Below are 23726 nucleotides of genomic sequence, written 5' to 3' on the forward strand. Positions count from 1 at the left end.
CCCCCTCTTACCTGACGGTATAGAGGGGGAGATGGCTAAGTCAGAGGATTTAAAAATTTTTAAATTTTCAACCAAATTTACTAGCGGTTGAGGCTATGAGGAATGCGGCATAGGTAAGGATGTAGCCAACTGTGAAGTGGGCTAGACCTACTAACCAACCTTGGACAATAGACAGAGCAACAGGCTTATCTTTCCAGCGAACTAAGTTAGCCAACGGAGTGCGTTCGTGTGCCCAGACTAGAGTTTCAATTAACTCTTGCCAGTACCCACGCCAGCTAATCAGGAACATGAAACCGGTTGCCCAAACCAGGTGTCCAAAGAGGAACATCCAAGCCCAGACAGACAAATTATTTGTGCCGTAGGGGTTATAACCGTTAATCAACTGAGCGGAGTTAGCCCAGAGGTAATCACGGAACCAACCCATCAGGTATGTAGAATTCTCATTGAACTGAGCGACATTACCTTGCCAAACACCTAGATGCTTCCAGTGCCAGTAGAAAGTTACCCAACCAAGGAGATTCAGCATCCAGAACATAGCGAGATAAAAAGACTGTTCCCAAGAGGAAGTTTGGCAAGTACCGCCCCGACCAGGCCCATCGCAGGGGAAGGTAAAGCCGAAGTCTTTTTTATCAGGCATCAATTTGGTACCACGAGCATCCAATGCGCCCTTGACACAAATTAAGGTGGTGGTGTGCAAACCTAAAGCGATCGCATGGTGAACCAGAAAATCTCCAGGCCCAATTGTCAAGAATAAGGAGTTAGTACCAGAGTTGATTGCTTCTGTCCAGCCTGGTAACCAGACGTTACCGTAGTTGGGCCAAGCTGTATAGGCGATACTATCTGGGTTAGATAATAAAGTATCCATCCCATACACCAGTTTCCCGTGAGCAGATTGGATGAATTGAGCAAATACTGGCTCAATCAAAATTTGCTTTTCAGGAGTGCCAAAGGCAACAACAACGTCGTTGTGGACGTACAGACCGAGGGTGTGGAAACCTAAGAATAGCGACACCCAACTCAAGTGTGAAATAATCGCTTCTTTGTGCTTGAGTACACGCTCCAGAACATTACCTTTGTTCTGCTCGGGGTCATAATCCCGAACCCAGAAGATGCCGGCATGGGCAAACGCACCAATCATCAAGAAGCCAGCAATGTACTGGTGATGGGTATACAGCGCCGCCTGTGTTGTGTAGTCCTTAGCCATAAAAGCATAAGGAGGCAGCGAATACATGTGCTGCGCCACCAATGATAATGCAGTACCTAACGCTGCCAGGTGTATGGACAACTGGAAGTGCAGGGAGTTGTTGTAGGTGTCGTACAGCCCTTGGTGTGGTAAGTTAAACTGACCTTCAGTTTGGACACCAAAGAAATTTCTGGCGTTGAGCATCTCTTTGATGCTGTGACCAATACCGAAGTTAGTCCGGTACTGGTGACCAGCGACAATAAAGATAACTGCGATCGCTAAATGGTGATGAGCCATATCGGTCAGCCATAGCGATTCCGTCTGGGGATGAAAACCACCCAAAAAAGTCAGTATTGCCGTTCCTGCGCCTTGAGATGTGCCAAACAGATGCCCTGATGTATCAGCATTCTGAGCGTATACACCCCAATCGCCTCTCCAGAAAGGTGCCAAACCTGCTGGGTGTGGCAAGGTAGTCAGGAAATTATCCCAACCAACATGAACACCGCGAGATTCGGGAATGGCAACGTGAACAAGGTGTCCGGCCCAAGCCAGAGAGCTAACACCAAACAAACCTGCTAGGTGGTGATTCAGGCGAGGTTCAGCACTCTTGAACCAAGCCAAGCTAGGACGGTACTTGGGTTGCAAGTGCAGCCAACCAGCAAACAAAAATAACGCTGCTAACAGCAACAAGAACACTGAACCCTGGTAAAGGTCACTGTTTGTCCGCATCCCAATGGTGTACCACCAGTGGTAGACACCAGAGTAAGCAATGTTAACAGGATGGGTAGCGCCCCCTTGGGTAAAAGCTTCTATTGCTGGTTTACCAAAATGAGGGTCCCAAATCGCGTGGGCAATGGGACGAATATGAAGGGGATCTTTAATCCACTGTTCAAAATTACCTTGCCAGGCTACGTGGAACAATAGACTGGATGCCCACAGAAAAATGATTGCCACGTGACCAAAGTGAGTAGCGAAAATCTTTTGGTAAAGATTTTCCTCGGTCATGCCATCATGGCTTTCAAAATCATTTCCCGTAGCCATCGCGTACCAGATCCGACGTGTAGTCGGGTCTTGTGCGAGATCCTGGTTAAATTTAGGATATTTTGTGGCCATGCAATTTAATTACATCTCCTTAAACGCTAATCCAAGTTGCTAGTTCTAATGAGCCAGCAACTTTTTGCAATTGAATCAGCACCTTTTCAGCCTTAAATTGGAGGTTAATCTAATCTAAATAGCAAAAGCTGGTGAGTATTGAGGGTAAAACAGGCTTAATTCTTGGACTTACATCCTTAGGCGGTATGATGCAATTCATTTCCATACAAAGTAATAAACTAATTAATGACTACCATTTCCATCTAACTTTTGGAGGATATTTACATTAACTGAATTTGTAGGCTTAAATACAATCCATAAGCCACAAAGATTAGCAAATATTTCATGCAAATGAACTTAACATTTTGTAAAAATATTGCATAACAACAATATGAATTTTTTTTGCAATATATAACAGAATATTAAGTTTAAGTTTGCGAACAACTTAGTAAGATGTGATACCAACAGTTTGTATTTTTATTAATTGAAATGGATATTTTAATAGTTGAAGATGAACCAGAAATTGCTCATTTAATCCAACTATCTTTAGAAAAAGAAGGATTTTTTTGTCGTATTAGCCGCGATGGCGTGAATGCCTTGCGGATGTTTCAGGAGCAACTACCTGATTTAATTATTCTAGATTTAATGATTCCTGGTTTGGATGGGTTGGAAGTTTGTGCCAGAATTCGCCAGAAACCAGGTGCAAAAGATCCTTACATTTTGATGCTCACGGCTAAGGGTGAGGAAATTGATCGCGTGATTGGTTTGTCTACAGGTGCTGACGATTACATGGTCAAACCTTTTAGCCCCAGAGAATTGGTAGCTAGAGTGCGGGCACTATTGCGGCGTAGCCTCCGGCAAGGGGGACAACATCAAGTCAATCGTACCCAACACTTTATTGTCAATGTAGAGCAGCGCACTGCTAGTCGTCAGCTGAATTCTCAAGAGGTTGAAGTTTTGGACTTAACTACCTTAGAATTTAACTTGCTAACTACCTTTGTCAGCAATCCTGGTCGAGTTTGGAACCGCACTCAACTCATTGATAAACTTTGGGGAGATAACTTTTTTGGCGATGAACGAGTAGTAGATACTCATGTAGCCCGGTTGCGAAAGAAGATTGAGCCTGATTCGGCAAATCCTACTTTTATTAAAACTGTTGTTGGGGTTGGCTATAAATTTGAAGATCCTCTGGTAGCGTAAATGTTATGAAGATGGGGCTGAGAGAGCGCTTATTTTTCTCCCATTTAGTAGTAATGATTGTGGGGGTAGCTAGTCTGGTAAGCATCAGCAAAATCTCTTCCCCCCACTTGTTTATCTTGCATTTGGAACGATTAGAAAATCAGGGGTTCAACTTAATCAATATTCGTACTAAATTGGTTACAGGATTTGAATTTGCTTGGCAGCGAAGCACTATTTGGTCAGTCTTAGTTGGTAGCACCGCAGCTGGAGGATTGAGTTACTGGGTGTCCAGACGAATTATGCAACGCTTGACGGAGATGGAACAAATCACCCAAAAATTTGCTGCTGGTCAGATGGATGCACGATTACCTCTGTCTGACATTCCAGAACTTAATAGACTGGGTGCTAGTTTCAACCGGATGGCAGCCAGTTTAGAAGGAGTAGAAGCGCGGCGGCAAGAAGTGATTGGAGACATGACCCACGAACTACGGACACCATTAACAGTTGTACGCGGTTACTTGGAAGAATTGGCTGATGGGGAAATTGAAGCTTCTCCTGAAATTTATCGGCGTTTAGCTAGAGAAACTAGACGGTTAGAGCGGTTGGTAAACGATTTGCAAGAGTTATCTAAGGCAGAAGCTGGTTATTTGCCAATTAATATACAACGGGTAAATCTGCGTTTGTTGTTAGAGTCATTAGTGGAGAAATTCACTGACCAGCTGTTGGAAGATGGGCCAGTTCTGGTATTGCAATGTCCATCTGTGCTGCCTCCTGTATTGGCAGATATTGACCGCACAGAACAGGTGTTGGTTAATTTGCTAGGTAATGCAGTGCGTTACACTAACGAAGGTTCAATTACCATTCGTGTTGGAACTGAAGCATCTCGACTCTGGATTGCGGTTATAGATACAGGCATTGGTATTGCTCCAGAAAATTTGCCCCATGTATTTGAACGCTTCTGGCGAGCTGACCAATCGCGCGATCGCCATTCGGGAGGTACTGGTATTGGCTTAACTATTTCCCGGCGTTTGATTGAACTACAAGGCGGTCAGATTCAGGTAGAAAGCGAGTTGGGAGTTGGCAGTACGTTTCGGTTTTTTCTGCCTTTGGCTTAAGTTGAGTCAAAATCTGGAGATACAAGGGATTGACATAAGCTAGTCACGGTTGTGTCATACCTAATTGCTAATTTGAAAGTGTTCAAAATCTTGTTTTTGAATAGATGCCAAGATTTTGGAATTGTATTAAATATGTTGATTTGGCATTTGAGTAGAATTCTGTATGTCTCCTTTTGTTCTGGCTGCTTTTTTAGTTAGTTTACTCAGTGTTTCAGGTTATGCTGCGATCGCCTACCTGTTCCCTCAAAATCGTTCCCAAGACTGAGCAAATAACAATTTTTTGCTATTTTTGGTTTACTATTGCGATCGCAAAGCCGTCATATCCTTTGCTGCCCACAGTCTGGATCGCCGTAGCGCTGAGGCGTGGCTCAGAGGCAAGCTGTTCGTTGAAGCAACGCACCCCTTGAACATTAAGATCATTACTAGTGGCATCAACCACCGCTCCGTTACGCACAACATTATCGGCGATGATCAGGCTGCCGCGACGGGAAAGCTTGAGCGCCCATGTCAAATAATCTGGATTGTTTGGTTTATCTGCGTCAATAAAAATCAGGTCAAATATATGACCCTCTGCGGCAATATCTGGCAGCGTAGAGAGTGCCTGTCCGAGGCGCAGGTCAACAATGTCGGATAGACCAGCGTGGGCGATGTTCGCGCGGGCGACTTCGGCGTGCTTTGGGTTAGCTTCAAGCGTAATCAGACGGCCGTCGCTGGGTAACGCCCGTGCTAGCCAGATAGTACTGTAACCACCCAGCGTGCCAATCTCCAGGATGGTTCGCGCCCCTTGGATTTGCGCCAACAGCAGCAGCAGTTTACCCTGGTTTGGTGAAACGTTATGCGGTGGCAGTCCGGCTGCGGCGCTGGTCTGGAGAGCTACATCCAGCACAGGATCGGGCGGCACAAGCAAATCAGTAAAGTAATCATCGACCGCAGTCCATTGTTCCTGAGTCATCTCATGTATCAATCCGCAATAAAATAGTCGAGATTACGTGTCTGAAGTTGCTTCATTGGATAGTATTTTAACATTCATCTAGGAAATAAGATTTACGCGTTTCAATCCCTAATAGGGATTTTAGGTAATTGCAATTCAGGATTATCATCAGGATTAGGCAAAGGATAAGTGTTTCAATCCCTAATAGGGATTTTAGGTAATTGCAATTGCTGGGTATATTGCATGGCTTTTGTGGGGTGGTGTTTCAATCCCTAATAGGGATTTTAGGTAATTGCAATTTTCCTCTCTTTCTGCTTCTGCTGTCAATCCCAAACCTAAGTTTCAATCCCTAATAGGGATTTTAGGTAATTGCAATGTATATTTCGTGCTTTTTTAATTGTTTTACAACGTTTCAATCCCTAATAGGGATTTTAGGTAATTGCAATCCTGCCTATTGCCTGGGTTATCCCATAGGTGATTTGTTTCAATCCCTAATAGGGATTTTAGGTAATTGCAATTCGGGGAATTAGAACGGGCATTAGAAAAACGGCCCGGTTTCAATCCCTAATAGGGATTTTAGGTAATTGCAATGGCATTATTAGCGTCGGGGATTAATTCACTGATTTTGTTTCAATCCCTAATAGGGATTTTAGGTAATTGCAATTCCCCACTGGCGCATTCCAATAAGCAGTAGTGCAAGGGTTTCAATCCCTAATAGGGATTTTAGGTAATTGCAATGGTTGCGCGAATGCAAAAATCATAACACGAGGAGTTCTTACTTGGCTAGAGGCAAATGGCTGAAAACTAGTCCCCATAAGGTGCGCGGATGGTTTAGAAATGCGAACATTCTCAAGTTATTGCATAGAGGGCAATTCAGCCATTTTTGTAGTCACTCCTTCTTGAACACCTACCTATCCGCGCATTCAGCGAAAAAACTAATCTGACGGGAAAGCTGCTTACTTAATAGATATCCTACTTAATTAGGCTAACTAACTTCAGAGCGATGCCTGGGTTAGGCTACGCCTACGCAATACCAGTACCTCATGATCAATCTTACTTGCCAACGTCCTCAAAGTCTGTTATCGCACAAGCAAACTCCGTAAAAGCTGTTTTAATCAGAACCTCTTTCGTTCCCCTTTCTAGCGAAGAATTGCGTATGAGGTCTGTTAGTTCTATGAACAGCAGAGAAAACATAAAACGATCTTGGCGGTCAACTTGTTTCAAGCAAGACGATATAAACTGATAAAGCTCTGTTTTTCTGGGCTTAGTTTGTTCTTCCCATATTTGTAACCCAAGCCGAAAAGTTCTCAAGCGGATTTCATTAGTGTTGAAGGACGCGTCTTTGTAGCGAACTGATACGCGTTGAGGTATATCCATGAGTTTTAGCTATACATATTCGATGTAAAGTAATTATTCACTTATATTTTCGTTTAACCGGAAAAATCTGATATTTTGCACCAATTCCAACAACTGCCATAGGTTAGAAATGAATGACTTGCATGGAAAATAAATAGTAGGGACCCACCATGTGTGAGGTTAAGGTAATTGCACATTTGTCAAGAGGGTGCAGGAAAAGGGGATAAATTCAGCCTGGAGACTGGCTTTCGGAGATATTTAACCACGCCTAAGTCTTGATTTTCTGGGGCTGCGAAATACTTAATCGGGTCATTTGCTTTGGCTTTTAAACGAGTAATAAAATGGACTTTTTGGTTAATAAGTTGTTGCAAGAAGTTTCACCCTCTTTTTGCACCTAAAGGGATGCTCCCAATAAACCTGTCCAATTCTTATTGGCCTAAATTGCTACGCAGCTTGGCGATGTCACGATGCGGGGGAATACCAAATAGTTTTTTATATTCCCGGCTGAAATAAGACGCGTCATCGTAACCGACACGAAAGCTGGCGATCGCCACGTCCATGTTTTCGCCGAGCATCAGACGGCGCGCTTCCTGAAGCCGTATTTGTTTCTGGAATTGCAAGGGACTCATTGCCGTGACGGACTTAAAATGTTGGTGAAAGCCTGACACGCTCATACCGATCTCGCGGGCTGTATCTTCGATTTTCAGCGGCTGATCAATGTTCTCGCGGATTTGCTTGACCACCCTGGAGATGCGCTGCGCGTCGCCTTCGGTAGTGATAAGCTGACCCAGGCGTGCGCTCTGTTTTCCCTTTAAAAGCCGGTAGATGATCTCGCGAATGATGAGCGGCGCGAGAAACTTCATTTCGTCCGGCGTGTCAAATAGTTTCACCAATTTGACGACCGCATCGAGTAAATCGGCATCAACCGGGCTGACATCCATCGCCTTGACTCCGGTACTGCTTTTTTTAGTTTCGATGCCAGATTCAATCATCACTGCAGCAACAAGTGCCGGATCGAGGTCTATGCGAAGATTCAAATAAGGTTTTTCTTCGGACGCTTCGACGACATTACTCATAATCGGCAAATCAAGCGTCGAGATTAAGTAATGACCAGAATCATAGTGAAATAATTCATCGTTCAAAAGCACATCCTTGCTGCCCTGTGCGATGACGCAGAAAGCGGGCTTTAATACGGATATCTGGCTCTCGGTCGGTTTCGACGATTGCGATTTCATGGAAGTTCTACGCATGGAGTCTGCTCAAGAGGGGACTAACATTCGTACTGCGACAATTTATCCTGCTGCAATTAATACCCAGTTGTTAGAGCAGATTACCGACCAAGATGTGGCTGAAAAAATGACAGCGTTGTATAAGCAATATGGCATCTCACCAGATCGAGTAGCCAATGTTGTAGCGTTTGCGATTGACCAGCCAGAAGATACAAACGTGAACGAATTTACGATTGGCCCAACCACGCAGCCTTGGTAAGGATAGTGCTGGTAGTTAGGCTGAGTGTGATCGCGGAAATATCTTTTCCCCTGTTTGGCTAAAACAGAGAAGTAAAAAGCTAAACCTTATATTAATTTTCTTAACCTCTCATGGGTAGGGGCCCACAGGCGTGCGCCCTTACTATGATCAATTTAGAGGATTCCCCAGAAATGGAGTAAGCCTTGACCAGAAAAAGCTTCAATCAAAATCGCAGATAGAAAACCAATCATTGCAAAACGACCATTCCAGTTTTCACTCTGAGGAGTGAAGCCAAAACGCACAGCATTAGGATCTTCTGAAACTATAGGCGCAGGATTCTTAAAACCTGTCATCAGTAAAACTCCAAAGTTCAAGTGTTGTAGCAGTTGTAACTGTCTGTAAAGTAATGTAACAGATGTTTGAAAAAATGCAACATTGATTGAATAAAGAAAATCTGAACACAAAATTACTTGACTAATGTTTTGGCAGCAGATTATATGGGAGCTAATTTAGCTTTATGGCGATCGCAGTAATTAGTGAGTTAAACTGCGTTTGATTAAGAAAAATCGCATCATATTATACCTAAAAATTACTTAAATTTTTATGTCAGTAGCCTTGTTCTGACAACCCAAGTTTTACAACAATCTGAATGGAATCCACCAGTTATTGAGCAGCAACAAGAAGATTCTCTCCAAAGCCTTAGAGAAATATGGCGGCTGTATAGCGGTTCTCAGAGACGATACAACATTAAATCGCAAGGTGTAAACACGGCACGGAACTGCCGTGCCCTTACGGGTATACCTCACGGAAAAAAATTGGCTTGCAAAAGCCAATTTTCTAAAAATGAAAGCACAAATAGAAATAGATAAACGCTGATGATTTGCCTATTTCTACCTGTGATTATCTGGTTTCAATACCTAGGAATTAAACGATTAAGCTTGTTGTATTTCTGGACGACCATCTTCAACCACAAATGAAGCCCGTTTACTAATGGTGCCAGATGGGGTTGTGACGTTTGACATAACTAGATAATCTGTCTTCCAAGTTGTAGGAGTCAGGGCACAGCGAACATATCCCCGTTGACCGTTGAAAAACTTAATGTGTGGGTTATCTGGTAAATAAGCTTCAACGGTGGGATTAGTATCTGCTCCATCTCCACCAGAGCTAATTGAGGAACAGACGAATTCACTACCAACGGTGGCGGATTGTGGGTTATCAAAGTTAGCCTTCAGGTTCATCGCCCAGTGGGAATGCACATCGCCTGCCAAGGATACTGGATTAGAAGGGCGGCGCTGTCCGAGGAAAGCCATGAGGCGATCGCGCGAAGCCACATAACCATCCCATTTATCCATGCTGTAAGTTCCGCCAGGGCCTGGTGTCATGTCTCGTTGAGCAATAGGAACCTGCTGCGCTAAAACATTCCACTTGGAGTGTGAACTATTTAGACCATCGAATAACCAATCTTCCTGTGCCTTACCAGTAATTGTTGCATTCGGATCTAAATTTTCTGGGCAACGTTCTTTAGTGCCATCATCACAAGGCTGATCGGTGCGATATTGGCGGGTATCTAAGACATGGAAGGTGGCTAAGTTACCAAAGGAGAGCCGACGGTAAAGTTGCATATCTGGGCCAACAGGACGCGAGAAGGGGCGCAGTGGCATATGTTCGTAGTAAGCCTGATAAGCAATAGCCCGCCGTTGGAGGAAAATTGCCCGATCCTGATCTGGTTCGGTATCAACTTGGGAGATGGCGTTGGCGTAGTTGTTTTCTACTTCGTGGTCATCCCAAGTGACAATCCAGGGAAATGCTGCGTGAGCTGCTTGCAGATTGGTATCGGTTTTATAGAGGGCGTGACGGTTGCGGTAATCCTCTAAAGTAAAAATTTCTGTACCATTGTGTTGTCTGGGGCCATTGTTTGAGATTCCCCCTTCATAGATGTAATCACCAACATGCACTACTAAATCGAGGTCGTCCTGTGCTAAATATTTGTACGCGGTATAGAATCCCTGCTGATAGTTTTGGCAGGAGACTAGACCAAAATTAAATTTACTCAAATAGCTATTTGCTAGAGGCGCTGTCCGAGTACGACCAATAGGGCTAGCATCTTGGCCGACAAGAAACCGATACCAGTACCAAGTATCAGATTGCAATCCTTCTACCACAACTCGTACTGAGTGAGCTAGTTCTGGGGTTGCAAGTACCGTACCTCTGGAGACAATGCGCCTCATATCGGGATCAGTTGCTACTTCCCAACGAATTGGCACATTAAGAGGTGGCATTCCACCTCCGTTTAATGGTTCAGGAGCAAGACGAGTCCAGATCACTACGCTGGTAGGATAGGGTTCACCCGACGCTACACCCAAGGTAAAAGGATAATTGGAAAATCTGCCTCTAGCAATCGCTCTTTGAGGAGAAAATTGATTAGCGATCGCTAAACCAGACAACGCTCCTGCCCCAATAATTAAGTTGCGTCGTTTCATTCGACTGTGCAGAAACTGCTCAAAATTCCGGTAATCTACCATTCTCTACTCCTGGGTAACAGGTAACTTAAAGCACAGCAACAGCTAACACGAAGAAGGCAGGGTAATCGTAGGCAAACTTCATAATTAATTCCCTTACCAAAATCAGGTTTTAATTCCCAATTTTTCTTTTATTATCAATGTGTTAGATGTTATGTTGCTACATAAAAGCCTACTAATAAGAGATTAATCTTTGGCAAAGAAAGCGTTAATATCAACTTAACCAAGCTTAGATTTTAAGCTTTTCATTGATGTTACTTTTCTCTTCATCATCCAGCCCAGGCTACAAGCAAACAAAGTGCCAACTAAGGGTGTAGGTTCAGGTACTTTTGTATAGGAAACTTTACCTAATATGGGTTGAGCATCTGGAGAAGTTCTAGAGAAGATTGTAAAATCCTCACCGATGATTTCGTAACTAATAGAACTGGAAGAATTAGATTTATCGTTGAATAGATAATCTAATGCAAAACTTGTTTCTCCTGTTAAAGATGTGGTTGGAAAGACAAGAGGAAAATCTGGATATTTGTTATCATCTTGTTCAGTGTAAACGGTAGAATCACCGTCAAATTGGAAAGAGAGAGAATTAATGGTGGCTACGGGATTAACTTCATTACTGAAAGTTGAGTCATCAAAGCTAAAAAAACCATTTCCTTTACTTTCCATGCTCTCAACTGTGAAAGCGTAATTAATAATTGCAGCAGATACAGATTTTGAATCTACACTAATAAGGCCTAAGGTAAGACTAGCAGCAGCAAGAACTAATTGGGGAACCAATTTCATCTCAGTTTTCCTCACCATAAACTTCTGTAACCAATGCACACTTCAAAGTAGAGAAATAATTTGTTTAGAAATTACTTCTTTCTTAAATTAGTATTTATCACTGATTAGAAAATTGATCTAAATCAATGATTTTCCATTTTTTAAGAACAATAAACAAGTTTCCAATTAATTGGAATCGTCCTCATTTTAAAGTTAGGAGTTTAAGCAGACTTTAATTAAAGGTAAAATTGAAGAATAATGCAGAATTCGGAATCAATTAGAATTCAAACCCGCCACTACAAAACTTGACTACCAAATTTTCAATTTGGTGGGGGTTTTAAGTGGTACATAACAATTTCCATGTGTCCCACGTTTATATGGAAATTGCTATGTATATATTGGCTTTTAAAACATCCTCCAAAAGTATTAATTACGGAACATAATCTATTACCAACGAAGGCAGGAGGCAAAGGGCAGTTCTTACTGGAGGAAAGCTGGCCATCGTACTTTCTTTAACTCTTTGAATTGTCGCTTATAGAACACGGAACAGATTTTTCACCTGACCAATCTGTAAAAGTATTTTCATCTTTATAATGCCGAGGAGTTTGGAGCAGCAAGTTCCAAGCCTCCCCAGCATCAAATAAATTAAAATCTTCAGAATAGTGAGTTTCTAACAAATCCCTAACTATGAAATAATAGTCAGAGTTCATTCCTGGAAAAATATGATGTTCAGTGTGGTGGGAAAAATTTAAATGCAATAGATCAAATATTTTATAAACCCGGAGAGACATACTATTAACAAGTGGATCATTAACGGTAGTCATCCTACAAAGCATATGATTGGTATAAATATAAAACATTACCCCACCATAGCCAATTCCAATAGGTAAAAAGTAGCCGAGTATGAGTTTAAGAGGTTCAAACTGTAGATAGGCAAGGATACTCAGATGAATTGTTATCATCATCAATAATTCTCCTGCGATCGCTCGACGATCTTTGGCACTAACTGTAAATGCAGCAGGAACATAATTGACAGATTCACGGTTAAAAAATAGCACAGATGTGAGATTACGAAAAGTATGTACTCCCCAAGCTGATGTTAATCCGACTACGAGCCATATAGGATTGACTTCACTAGAAGGCACAAATAAATCCTGAATCCATTTTCCCCAAGTTGAAGACTGTTCATATAAGTAATTGCGATCGGGGTCGCCAAAATCATTAGTATGATTATGATGTACTCGGTTATGAACTGCTTTCCACAATGTTGGTGGCATCCACAACATTGTTAGCCCTAGAAAGCTAATAATATAGATTAACCGGGCGTTTTTAATCACGCTACCATGCATCAAATCGTGGGTGCTAAATAGTAAGACAACCACGCTATTACCCATAATGATGCTTAGAGGGAGATAAAGCCATAAAAGAGATGGCGACCAACAATCTAACCGAGCCGCTATCATCCACCCTAGTATCAAAATTGCCAGATTAATGAACAAGATAACTAACTTACTTGGATCTGGGATAAATGCTTCAGGTGGAATGAGGGAACGTAATTCTTTGGCATATATTTTCTGGTGAATCAGTGTTTGATCAGTACTAACATTCATAAATCATTGTCACTCACGTAAAGAATTGAACTAAATACAGTTTTGCGGTAAATCGTAGCGTTTTTAAACGCAGAGTCTTTCGTAATTTCATTGATTACGAACTTATGAAAGCCTATACTAATACCAATTTGAAAAAAGAATGCGATAGATGGTTAGGGACATAACAATGTTGTGCCCTTACAAATAATTGATGTGTCGCAAACATTATTTGAATTGGTATAAGACATTCCAAAAGCTAACTGCTCTCCAAGACCTTCACCAAAAAAAAGATGGAGAGATAGGAATAATGTAAAAATAAACTACAAAAGGTCGATCACAGGAGCAAGAGAAGGAATTCTTCAGTAGGAAAAGAATGGAAAACAATCTTTTATTGCCTATGAAGTTACTTCTGTTTTCCACCAATTGGGTGAATTTTGCGGTACTAGTTTCTTATTGTTCTAACATTCGGAAGAATCGAGTAAAGTAATCTGGAAAGGTTTTCGCTGTACAGCCAGGATCTTTAATTAAAATCCCTGGAACCTTCAAGCCTGTGACAGCAAAAGCCATCGCCATTCGATGATCGTGATAGGTTTCAATCGCCGCCGGGGTAATGGGGCCAGGCTCAATTTTCAGTTTATCGGGGAATTCTTCAACCTTGACTCCTAGCCGACGTAACTCTGTGACCACAGCTTTAATTCGATCGGTTTCCTTATATCGTATATGTTCCACGTTACGAATGGTAATCGGTGAACTGGCAAAGGGCGCGATCGCTCCTAATGTTTGCACCAAATCTGATATATCATTCATATCAATGTCGATGCCTTGCAATTGCTTTGGTCCTGTCACTTCGGTGTATTCATCTGAATCCTTAATTTGGCAACCCATCTGTTCTAAAACATTTAGCCACAGAATATCACCCTGGCAAGATTGTTTAGTCAAATGTTTGACGCGCACCCGTCCACCCGTGACGGCGGCGGCGGCAAAAAAGTAAGAAGCATTTGACGCATCGGGTTCTACTGTGTAATGTCGAGCTTGGTAACGTTGACCCGCTTTAATCTGAAATTGATTATCGCCGATTTGATTCACCTCAACACCAAAATCCGCCATCAGACGACAGGTCATTTTGACGTAAGATTGGGAAACTAATGTCCCCTCAACCTCAATGTTCGTATCTTGTTGAGCATAAGGCGCAATCATCAGCAATGCCGAAAGTTGCTGACTTGTTTGATTAGCTTTCAACCGAAAATTTCCGCCAGCGAATCCCTTACCATAAACGGTGTAGGGCATAAACCCAGAGTTTCCTTCAAAGTTAATGGTTGCTCCGCCTGCTTCTAGTACCGTTAACAAGTCACCCATCGGCCGTTCTCGCATTCGGGGAACGCCATCTAGACGATATTCACCGTTACCCAATGCCACCAGCGCCGAGATAAACCGTGCTGCTGTACCTGCCAAACCCACAAATAAATCTGCCTGTTTAGCTGGGATGTCGCCTCCTCTTCCGGCGACTTGAATATGTGCTTGATGAGGATTCAAAGTAATGGGGATGCCCAATTGCTCTACGCATTTGGCAAAATACTCGCTATCTTCACTAAATAAAGCATTTTCTAAAATGGAGTCACCTTGTGCTAAAGCAGCGACAAGCAGCGCCCGATTGGTAAGACTTTTAGAACCGGGAATTTCTACCGTGGCATCCACTGGCCGATCTAGAGCAGGAATTGCAATGGTATCCACGTTAAACCTCTAAGTAGGCGGTTAGCTACAACTTTATATATTGACACATTGTGGCCAAAAGGGGCAGGGGGTGGAGGGGCAGGGGAAGCATGGGTAGAAGGAATATTAATATTAACCCATGCCCAGTGACGCTCTCTTGCTAACCGCTTTGCGGTGTAGACGGGAGCATCTAACCTAACTTTTCACGGGAAATGTTGGTTCTCAAAAATGCGCTCAATATACAGTTGTTGGCAGCCATGTTAATTTGGCTGCTCAAATTGAGTCTTATAACGTGGGAGGACAGATTTTAATTTCTAAAAATACCTGTAAAGATACCAATATTGACCTCCAAATTGCTAGACAACTACAAATAGAAGCTAAAAGAATAAAACGCCCTGTGACAATTTGTGAAATTCATGGCATTGGCGGTAAATATAATTTATTCTTGCCTCAAGATGATGAAATAATAGTCAGTCTTAATCAAGAACTCCCTGTGGAATAAACTATTTTGTAGGGAAAACATACAGTGGTAACAGTATTTATAGCCATTTTCAATCTAGTGAGGTACAAGTATGCAAATAGACCTAACCCCCTAACCCCCAACTCGTCGCGGGAAGGGGGAACAATTCAAAGCCTCTTGCCTTTTAGGAGAGAGGTTTGGAGAGAGGTAAAAATTGTACTTTACTGGGTCGAGAACCGCTATATAGGAGCATTGATTAGCCTCTCGGAAAAAGGGGTGCAATTGCAATCGCCACATTTTTTAGAACTTTTGAGTAATATCAAACTCAAGTTATTGATTGAGCCAAAACTGGCTACAGAAGAAGAACACATCTATGCCAAAGTGATCTAACAATCTCATGTTGACGAGCATCTTTTTCTGCTTCGGTTTACAGCTGTTCCCGCGAAAATGATAGCAATTCTCAATGCGCTCCGTCAGTCTGGGTGAGATTAAAGCATCTTGAAATGTAACGAAGGGAGGTCTATGTAAATACGTCGAAATGTAAAAATAGGTAGTTCAGCTTTTTTAAAACAGTAGCAATTGTTGCTGATAGAACTAGGCGATCGCGGTAAGATTTTGGACTTAAGCCTGATTCATCTCCAATAACTCCTTAATAATTCGTAATTCATAATTTGTAATTTATTATGCTACGGAGCAACTCACTTGAGTTATGGAGATAAAAATATGATTTCTTCTAAAACTGAGATTCAATTACATCCAAGGACAAATGGCCAACGTAAACAGATTTCAAAAACTAGTAGAACTTGCAAATGAATATGGCATTATTTGCCAACCAACGCCAGAAGAATGTTTGATTGCATCTTTGCCTGGAGAGGAGGATTTTTTATTAGCTTTTACTTGGTCTGGTGCGATTGAAGGAGAGCCGCCAGAGCATGAGTTAATAGCGATTAGCGTACAGGATATAGTCAAAGAAGTTACGGTTGCAGCTTGGCAGATTCCTATTTATTTATTTGGAAACGTTTTAAGACAAGCTCAAATGCTTGTTGCTGCCCATAAAGATTTTGTTAGCTAAAAGACGAGCTTTAGGCAAAAACTACTATCCCTGTCTACTGTGGCAGGGATTTTTATTTGAACTACTGTGTCTAGCGTCCTTATTAAATTCCCTAAATTTATTTATGGGGATTACCTCCAGCAAGAACTGCCTTTGCCTTCCTGCCTCCTTAAAAAGGTTTTAGCAAACAGTGGAGGTTTAGTGAGTACGACAAGCCTTGGCAATATCGACGCTGCACAACTGCCGTTGCCGTATACGGTGACAATGAAGTTGCACTATGGCGATTTCACAAGTAACTATCTATCGTTAGGATCGGCTCATAAGTTGTTACTAGACTAAGTGCTGTAACTCAAAAAATTAAAGCTCTATTAACTACAACTTCTTCAGTATTAACTACAGCTTCTTCTGTAGTTAATAACGTTTCAAGTATGATAAGTAACGCTTAAGTTGTTGTTACTACGGCTTAAACAGTAATTATCAATGCTTAAGGTGTTATAACTAATGCTTAAGTCGTTGTTACTACAGTTTAAACAGTACTTATCAATGCTGAAGCTGTAGTTAATAACGTTCCAAGCTCTATAAGTAATGCTTAAGCTATAATAATAACAGCTTAAGCATTACTTATAGATGTTCAAGTTGTCGTTAAGAGACAAGAAACTTATTTTCTAAGTTTTCATTTCCTTTGTCTAGATTTTTAACTGCCTGCTACTTAAATGCTACTTAAAACGGTAGCCTTAAATAATCCAGCAACTCACACGCACTGCATCATGTTACCTAAACCCAAAAAGCACTGGACACCCTCAAACTGGGCAAGTTGGAAGCCTTTCGGGATTGGCGAACAGTACCCCAACAACTATTGGGAGGTATTTCGGGCAATTTGGCTGTCTCGTGACAAACTACCTTATGCATGGAATATTCTCGATAAAGGTGTCTGTGATGGTTGCGCTCTCGGAACAACCGGGATGAAGGATTGGACTTTAGATGGCATCCATCTCTGCAATGTTCGATTACGGCTGTTGCGAATGAATACTATGCCAGCTTTTGACCCTGTGCTATTGGAGGATGTTTCGCAGTTACAAAAACAAAAAAGTGCCCAATTACGAGACTTGGGACGGTTGCCTTATCCGATGATGCGTCAACGAGGGGAAAAAGGCTTTCGTCGTGTTAGCTGGGATGAAGCTTTAGGGGTAATTAGCGATCGCATCCGCTCCACAACACCAGACCGCCTCAGTTTTTATATTACCAGTCGCGGTACTGTCAACGAAACTTATTATGCTACCCAAAAAGCTGTGCGGGCAATGGGAAGCAATAATGTTGATAACGCTGCCCGCATCTGCCATTCTCCTAGTACAGCAGGACTGAAAGCTGCTCTTGGTGCTGGGGCTACTACCTGTTCTTATAAAGACTGGATTGGAACCGATTTATTAGTCTTCATTGGTTCCAATGTTGCTAATAATCAGCCTGTTACCGTTAAGTATCTCCATTATGCTAAAAAAGCTGGCACAAAGATTGTAGTTATTAATACTTACCGCGAACCAGGAATGGAGCGCTACTGGGTTCCTTCAATTGTGGAAAGTGCCGTTTTCGGTACAAAGTTTGCCGAAGACTTTTTCTTAATCAACATGGGCGGGGATATAGCATTTTTGAATGGCACTATTAAACATATAATTGCTAACAATTGGGTAGACCAGTCATTTATAGATTTATACACAGATGGCTTTGCCCAACTCAAAGCATCGTTAGAAAATCAATCTTGGGAAGAATTAGAGCGACTTTCTGGAACATCCCGCGAGTCAATGTATGCCTTTGCCAAAATGGTCAAAGAAGCGAATAAAGCTGTATTTGTTTGGAGTATGGGCATTACCCAGCATGAATGCGGTGAAGATAATGTGCGAAGTATTATCAATTTAGCTCTTACCAAAGGTTTTGTCGGTCGGGAAGGCTGCGGTTTAATGCCAATTCGCGGCCACTCTGGGGTGCAGGGTGGCGCAGAAATGGGATGTTACGCGACAGTTTTTCCCGGTGGTAAACCGATTACCTCAGAAAATGCTGCCCAATTGAGTCAACATTGGGGCTTTGATGTGCCAGTAAGTAAAGGTTTAATTGCTCCAGAAATGATTAACGCCGCACATCAAGGGAAATTAGATGTGTTGGTTTCTGTGGGCGGGAATTTTTTAGAAGTACTGCCAGAACCAGATTATGTGGAAGCGGCGCTGAAGAAAATACCCCTGCGGGTACATATAGATATTGTTCTCTCTAGCCAGATGTTGGTGGAACCTGCTGATACTGTGGTGCTTTTACCTGCGACAACTCGCTACGAAATACCAGGGGGAGTCACAGAAACTAATACCGAACGCCGGGTAATTTTCAGTCCAGAGATTCCGGGGCCACGTATCAAAGAAGCACGTCCTGAGTGGGAAGTGTTTCTAGAATTGGCAAGGCGGGTAAAACCAGATTTGGCAGATAAGCTGACTTTTGCTGACACAGCTGCCATCCGTCAAGAAATTGCTCAAGTTGTGCCGCAATATGCTGGTATTCAACACTTACAGCAGGCTGGAGATCAGTTTCAATATGGCGGCTCACATTTGTGCTTTGGTTGGAATTTCCCTACAGCAGATGGTAAAGCACATTTTGGTGTATTATTGCCACGCCAAAGAGAATTACCAGAGGGTTATTTTTTATTAGCAACGCGCCGAGGCAAACAATTTAATAGTATGGTGCAAGAACGCAAGGATGCAATTACTGGGGCAATGCGAGAGGCGGTGCTAATGAATGCTGCTGATGCAGCACAGTTGGGTTTAAAAGATAGCGATCGCGTCCTTCTTAAGAATGATTTAGGCGAGTTGTTGTGTCAAGTCTACATTGCGCCAATTCAGTCAGGAAACTTGCAAGTACATTGGCCAGAAGGGAATGTGCTATTAGATAAAAGTAAGCGATCGCTTGAAGGAGTTCCTGATTATAATGCGATCGTGCGGTTGAAAAAAATCTGAATAAAGTCTCATTTCAAGTGTGAGAGGACTAATTAACTACGAAAGAGATACCGTAATCAGCTGTTATATCATGTGCGCCAAATTTCCCATATATCCATAATCAAAGAACCCCTTCCCACAAGCGGGGTGGGGTTTTTCGGGTTTAATAAGCAATCAAGCGAACCTGATATTATAGTCGTAAGATTTCTCCTTAAAAAACCTAAATTGAATTGGAAAACTATCACTGGTTAATTTCTCCAGTGAGTAGTTTTACTTATTACTAAATAGCAGAAAATCCTAGATCAGTGTTTAACTTCTTAACAGACTGATGATTTATGGGATAATATCATTAAAAGATTATTATCAATTTTTGCCACAAGTAGGAGAAAGCGAGGTGGATCGCCAACGCACAACGCTTAATGTATCACTAACTCCTGATTTCAATGAATTTATTACCTCGCTTGTCAACTCCGGAAAGTATAAATCAGCAAGCGAGGTCGTTCGCCAAGCCCTGCGACTACTTCAACAGCAGGTATCAAGCTTAAACTCTAAAAAGCAAGGTAATTTACAAGAAAGTGCAACAGTCAAAAGCACTGCTAACGATAAGCCCTTAAATATGTTTTCTGGCTCTGGTGAAATGAGCGAACGTATACGTAATTTCGATTGGGCAAGTACATCTGTTGGCAGTGTAGAAAAATGGCCACAAAGCTTGAGAGCAACGATACGTACCCTGCTAGGGTCACGGTATCCAATGATTTTACTTTGGGGGCAGGATTTAGTTCAAATTTATAATGATGCATATACTAGCTTAATTGGGGCAAAACATCCTTTAGCGCTAGGTCGCTCTATCCAAGAAACGCAATCGGAATCCTGGGATGTAATTGGGCCGATGATTGTTGAAGTGATGACAACGGGTGTCCCGAACTGGGTAGAAGACCAAATGATGGTGGTAAACCGGGCAGATTATAACGAGGAAGCCCACTTCAGTCTGTCTTACAGTGCTGTTGAAGATGACGAAGGTGCAATTAAAGGTATGCTTTGCGTATGTAGCGAAGTGACGCAGCAGGTACTCGGAGAGCGGCGCTTGCGCTTGCAACGTGATTTAGCGGCACGTTCTGGTGATACACGAAGTGTAGACATTACCTGTAAGGATATTCTGTCCACAATTGCAGAATATCCTCTTGATGTACCGTTTGCTCTGATCTATCTAAGCGAGTCAGATGGCAAGTCAGTCCGATTATGTGGCAGCGTTGGAGCAAACATAAATGAATCTATTGCACCTTTGAGAGTGGTTTTAGAAGAATTTACAGGTATATGGCCGCTTACAGAGGTAATGGTAGGACATACAGCTTTGATTGAAGGTCTTGATCGCCATATAACTATTGTGGGCGGGCCTTGGAATGAAATTGTCTATGAAGCAATAGCGTTACCGATTCCGTCATCAAATGTCATAGCACCGCTTGGGGTACTCATTGCTGGGATCAGCCCCAATCGTGGCTTGGATGAAAGCTATAAATCGTTTTATGAGCTTTTAGCAGGGCAAGTTTCGGTTTCACTTCGCAATGCTCAAGCATACGAAGAAGAACGCAAAAAAGCCCAAGCATTAGCCGAACTAGACCGAACTAAAACAGCTTTTTTCAATAATGTCTCTCATGAATTTCGTACACCTCTGACTTTGATGCTTGGGCCATTAGAAGATGTGCTAAACAACCAAAACGGGAGATTAACAAGTGAAGAACGCGAACAATTACAATTAGTTCACCGAAACAGTCTGCGTTTGCTCAAGTTGGTCAACACACTATTAGACTTTTCGCGCATCGAAGCAAATCGGATTCAAGCAGTTTATGAACCTGTTGACCTTGCTGTATTTACAACTGAACTGGCCAGTGTCTTTCGTTCAGCTATCGAACGCGCCGGTTTACGTCTAATAGTAGATTGCCCACCTTTACCAGAAGCGGTGTATGTAGACCGCGATATGTGGGAAAAGATTGTTTTGAATTTGCTTAGTAATGCTTTCAAATTCACGTTTATTGGACAAATCAGTGTAATCTTGCGTTGGTACACGGAATATGTGGAACTGGAAGTCCAGGATACAGGTACAGGAATTCCAGCAGCAGAATTGCCCCATTTGTTCGAGCGTTTTTACCGTGTACAGGGGTCACAGGGACGCACTTATGAAGGCTCTGGAATTGGATTATCGCTAGTGCAGGATCTGATTCGACTTCATGGTGGTTCAATTCGTGCCACTAGTAAAGTAAATCAGGGAAGTTCTTTCATTGTTTCACTTCCTACTGGTACTGCTCATCTGCCCACTGAACGCATTGCATCTGGGCATGATTTACTGAACACTGCTTCAGTAAGGGCTGCTTTTGTTGAGGAAGCGTGGCGTTGGCTACCCCAAGCGGAGGGGGAGCAAGGGAGCAGGGGAGGAGGGAAGCAGGGGAGAACTTACAGCAGTTCCTCTCCTCTGCTTCCTAGCCCCTCTACCCCTCTGCCCAGTTCTGCTCGTATTTTGCTAGCTGATGACAACGCAGATATGCGTGATTATCTGAAGCACTTACTCCAGCCATATTACGAAGTAGAGGCAGTGACAGATGGAGTAGCTGCCTTAGCAGCAGTCCGCAGGGAAATACCGGATTTAGTCCTTAGCGACATTATGATGCCAGAAATCGACGGTTTGGAATTGTTGCGCGAATTGCGCTCTGAATCATCAACTTGTGAAGTGCCTATTATTCTGCTGTCTGCCCGTGCGGGTGAAGAATCTCGTGTTGAAGGCTTAGAGATGGGTGCAGACGATTACCTGATAAAACCTTTCTCGGCGCGAGAACTGCTGGCGCGGGTACGAACAAACTTAGAGTTGTCACGACTGCGTAAAGATGCTTTAGCTCAACAAGCCGAACGAATTCGAGAGCAGGCAGCGCGAGTTGAGGCGGAGGCAGCCAATCGGCTCAAAGATGAATTTCTGCAAGTACTTTCCCATGAGATTCGCACACCGCTCAATGGAATGCTTGGCTGGGTTAAGATGCTTAACCAAGGGAAATTAGACTCATCTGCAACTGCTCATGCGCTAGCAACTATTGAGCGCAACGCTAAAACTCAAGCAAAATTGGTAGACGATTTGCTAGATGTATCGCGTATTATCCGAGGACAACTGCATCTAGAAAAGCGTCCAGTTTCTTTAATCACAGTGATTACTGAAGCTGTGGAAACTGTAAGACCACAAGCTGAGGCTAAAGATATTATTATCAAATCTATGCTTGACCAGAGCGCTAGTTCTGTTTTTGGGGATGCTAGCCGCTTACAGCAAGTTGTATGGAATTTACTAACTAATGCAATAAAGTTTACACCTTCTAGGGGACAAGTGGAAATTTGCCTACAATCATTAGGTACTGATGCACTTCTCCAGATTAAAGATACAGGTATTGGTATCAGGGCCGACTTCTTGCCCTATCTCTTTGATCGCTTCCGTCAGGCAGACGCAAGTACAACCCGAACCTATGGGGGACTAGGGTTAGGGCTAGCAATTGTCCGGCATTTAGTAGAAATGCATGGTGGAAGCGTACAGGCGCACAGCCCAGGGGTAGGGCAAGGAGCAACTTTTTGCGTGCAGTTACCCTTGATGAGTAGCTCAAGTACCTCAGTAGGTGCAGAATCAATGGCGATAAATGAGCATAGTCAAGTTTTACTTAATGGGTTGCAAGTATTAGTGGTTGATGACGAAGTTGATGGGCGCGACCTTGTTAGTTTTATCTTGCAGCAACATGGTGCTTTGGTGAGTGAGGCAGCATCAGTAGCTCAAGCATGGTCAGCTTTAGAGCAGAGAATCCCACATATACTGATTTCGGATCTGGGAATGCCAGAGGAGGATGGCTACAGTCTCATTCGTCAAATTAGAGCATTGCCAGTAGAAAAAGGGGGAAGAATGCCTGCGATCGCTTTAAGTGCTTATGCCAAGGAAGAAGACCGAAGACGGGCGCTGCTGACAGGCTTTCAAATGTATTTATCCAAGCCATTTGATCCAGATGAGTTAGTAGTCATGGTGGCAAGTTTGTCAGGTCGCTTTCAGTAGACTTAACCCCTAATATCATTTAGAGCGCAGTTCTTGCTGGGGGCTGGGGGAAAGAGGCTTTTGCGATTTTTGCACAGATACAGTAATCATAAATGATATCATGTTCGGCAAATCACTTATAATATGTCATTGCGTTCGCCCCTGTCGTTCCTGTTGGCGCAGCCTCTCCAAGAGTTGAGAAGCGATCGCAAAGGTTTGGGATTGCCGCGCTCCGCTCGCTTTTGACTAAGTAGGGCTTGCTGAAAAAAAAGAAAAGGTTACAGTCTCTAGATTCTCA

16 protein-coding genes, 1 pseudogene and 1 CRISPR repeat array are annotated in these 23726 nt (G+C 42.8%); of the genes and pseudogenes, 8 read left to right on the plus strand and 9 right to left on the minus strand.

Annotated features, from left to right (window positions below):
• Window positions 1–67: 67 nt before the first annotated feature.
• Window positions 68–2296 (minus strand): photosystem I core protein PsaB, encoded by a 2229-nt coding sequence (gene psaB, locus H6G96_RS12590; protein ID WP_190911768.1) that lies wholly within the window; start codon window positions 2294–2296, stop codon window positions 68–70.
• A gap of 468 nt (window positions 2297–2764) precedes the next feature.
• Between psaB and H6G96_RS12595 the strand changes: the two genes are divergently transcribed.
• Window positions 2765–3475 (plus strand): response regulator transcription factor, encoded by a 711-nt coding sequence (locus H6G96_RS12595; protein WP_190911769.1) that lies wholly within the window; start codon window positions 2765–2767, stop codon window positions 3473–3475.
• A gap of 5 nt (window positions 3476–3480) precedes the next feature.
• Window positions 3481–4569, plus strand: a complete 1089-nt coding sequence (locus H6G96_RS12600; protein WP_190911770.1) for a HAMP domain-containing sensor histidine kinase — start codon at window positions 3481–3483, stop codon at window positions 4567–4569.
• 283 nt (window positions 4570–4852) lie between these two features.
• Here H6G96_RS12600 and H6G96_RS12605 read toward each other — a convergent pair whose 3' ends face one another.
• The 3 genes from H6G96_RS12605 to H6G96_RS12615 all read right to left on the minus strand — a co-directional run bounded on the left by H6G96_RS12605 (window position 4853) and on the right by H6G96_RS12615 (window position 8091).
• A complete protein-coding gene (locus tag H6G96_RS12605) occupies window positions 4853–5521 on the minus strand; it encodes an O-methyltransferase (RefSeq protein ID WP_190911771.1) in 669 nt (222 codons plus the stop codon).
• Between the two features lie 98 nt (window positions 5522–5619).
• A CRISPR array of direct repeats spans window positions 5620–6238; the repeat unit is 37 nt; unit sequence GTTTCAATCCCTAATAGGGATTTTAGGTAATTGCAAT.
• A gap of 315 nt (window positions 6239–6553) precedes the next feature.
• On the minus strand, window positions 6554–6877 hold the full coding sequence (locus tag H6G96_RS12610) for a hypothetical protein (protein WP_190911772.1): 324 nt from the start codon (window positions 6875–6877) through the stop codon (window positions 6554–6556).
• A gap of 407 nt (window positions 6878–7284) precedes the next feature.
• Complete coding sequence (locus H6G96_RS12615; protein WP_242063261.1) at window positions 7285–8091, minus strand: AraC family transcriptional regulator; 807 nt, start codon at window positions 8089–8091, stop codon at window positions 7285–7287.
• Here H6G96_RS12615 and H6G96_RS12620 point away from each other — a divergent pair.
• Window positions 8090–8344 carry a hypothetical protein gene (locus H6G96_RS12620; protein WP_242063262.1) on the plus strand — a complete coding sequence of 85 codons (255 nt, stop codon included), beginning with the start codon at window positions 8090–8092 and terminating at the stop codon, window positions 8342–8344. The two genes, H6G96_RS12615 and H6G96_RS12620, sit on opposite strands and share 2 nt — an antisense overlap.
• A 152-nt stretch (window positions 8345–8496) precedes the next feature.
• On the opposite strand, the gene H6G96_RS12625 is transcribed toward H6G96_RS12620, so the two are convergent.
• From H6G96_RS12625 to aroA, 5 genes are all read right to left on the minus strand, one after another.
• Window positions 8497–8676, minus strand: coding sequence for a high light inducible protein (locus H6G96_RS12625; RefSeq protein ID WP_190911773.1), 180 nt, complete (start codon window positions 8674–8676; stop codon window positions 8497–8499).
• 579 nt (window positions 8677–9255) lie between these two features.
• Complete coding sequence (locus H6G96_RS12630) at window positions 9256–10845, minus strand: alkaline phosphatase (RefSeq protein WP_190911774.1); 1590 nt, start codon at window positions 10843–10845, stop codon at window positions 9256–9258.
• Between the two features lie 216 nt (window positions 10846–11061).
• Entirely contained in the window at window positions 11062–11622 is a 561-nt protein-coding gene (locus H6G96_RS12635) for a PEP-CTERM sorting domain-containing protein (protein WP_190911775.1), read from the minus strand.
• 491 nt (window positions 11623–12113) lie between these two features.
• Window positions 12114–13211: a fatty acid desaturase gene (locus H6G96_RS12640; RefSeq protein WP_190911776.1), complete on the minus strand. Its 1098-nt coding sequence runs from the start codon at window positions 13209–13211 to the stop codon at window positions 12114–12116.
• A gap of 429 nt (window positions 13212–13640) precedes the next feature.
• Complete coding sequence (gene aroA, locus H6G96_RS12645) at window positions 13641–14921, minus strand: 3-phosphoshikimate 1-carboxyvinyltransferase (protein WP_190911777.1); 1281 nt, start codon at window positions 14919–14921, stop codon at window positions 13641–13643.
• Window positions 14922–15117: 196 nt separating this feature from the next.
• Between aroA and H6G96_RS12650 the strand changes: the two are divergent.
• From H6G96_RS12650 to H6G96_RS12670, 5 genes and pseudogenes are all read left to right on the plus strand, one after another.
• Window positions 15118–15402, plus strand: a pseudogene (locus tag H6G96_RS12650) (adenylate/guanylate cyclase domain-containing protein); the annotation flags it as partial.
• 24 nt (window positions 15403–15426) lie between these two features.
• The gene (locus tag H6G96_RS12655; RefSeq protein WP_190911778.1) at window positions 15427–15750 is read left to right on the plus strand and encodes a hypothetical protein; all 324 of its coding nucleotides are present in this window, start codon (window positions 15427–15429) and stop codon (window positions 15748–15750) included.
• A 376-nt stretch (window positions 15751–16126) separates the two neighbouring features.
• The gene (locus H6G96_RS12660; protein ID WP_190911779.1) at window positions 16127–16432 is read left to right on the plus strand and encodes a hypothetical protein; all 306 of its coding nucleotides are present in this window, start codon (window positions 16127–16129) and stop codon (window positions 16430–16432) included.
• 746 nt (window positions 16433–17178) lie between these two features.
• Entirely contained in the window at window positions 17179–19401 is a 2223-nt protein-coding gene (locus H6G96_RS12665) for an FdhF/YdeP family oxidoreductase (protein WP_190911780.1), read from the plus strand.
• A gap of 307 nt (window positions 19402–19708) precedes the next feature.
• The gene (locus H6G96_RS12670) at window positions 19709–23449 is read left to right on the plus strand and encodes a type II toxin-antitoxin system ParD family antitoxin (protein ID WP_190911781.1); all 3741 of its coding nucleotides are present in this window, start codon (window positions 19709–19711) and stop codon (window positions 23447–23449) included.
• Window positions 23450–23726 lie beyond the last annotated feature (277 nt).

Origin of the sequence: Nostoc sp. FACHB-892, assembly GCF_014698795.1 — a bacterium.
Taxonomy (GTDB): domain Bacteria; phylum Cyanobacteriota; class Cyanobacteriia; order Cyanobacteriales; family Nostocaceae; genus Nostoc.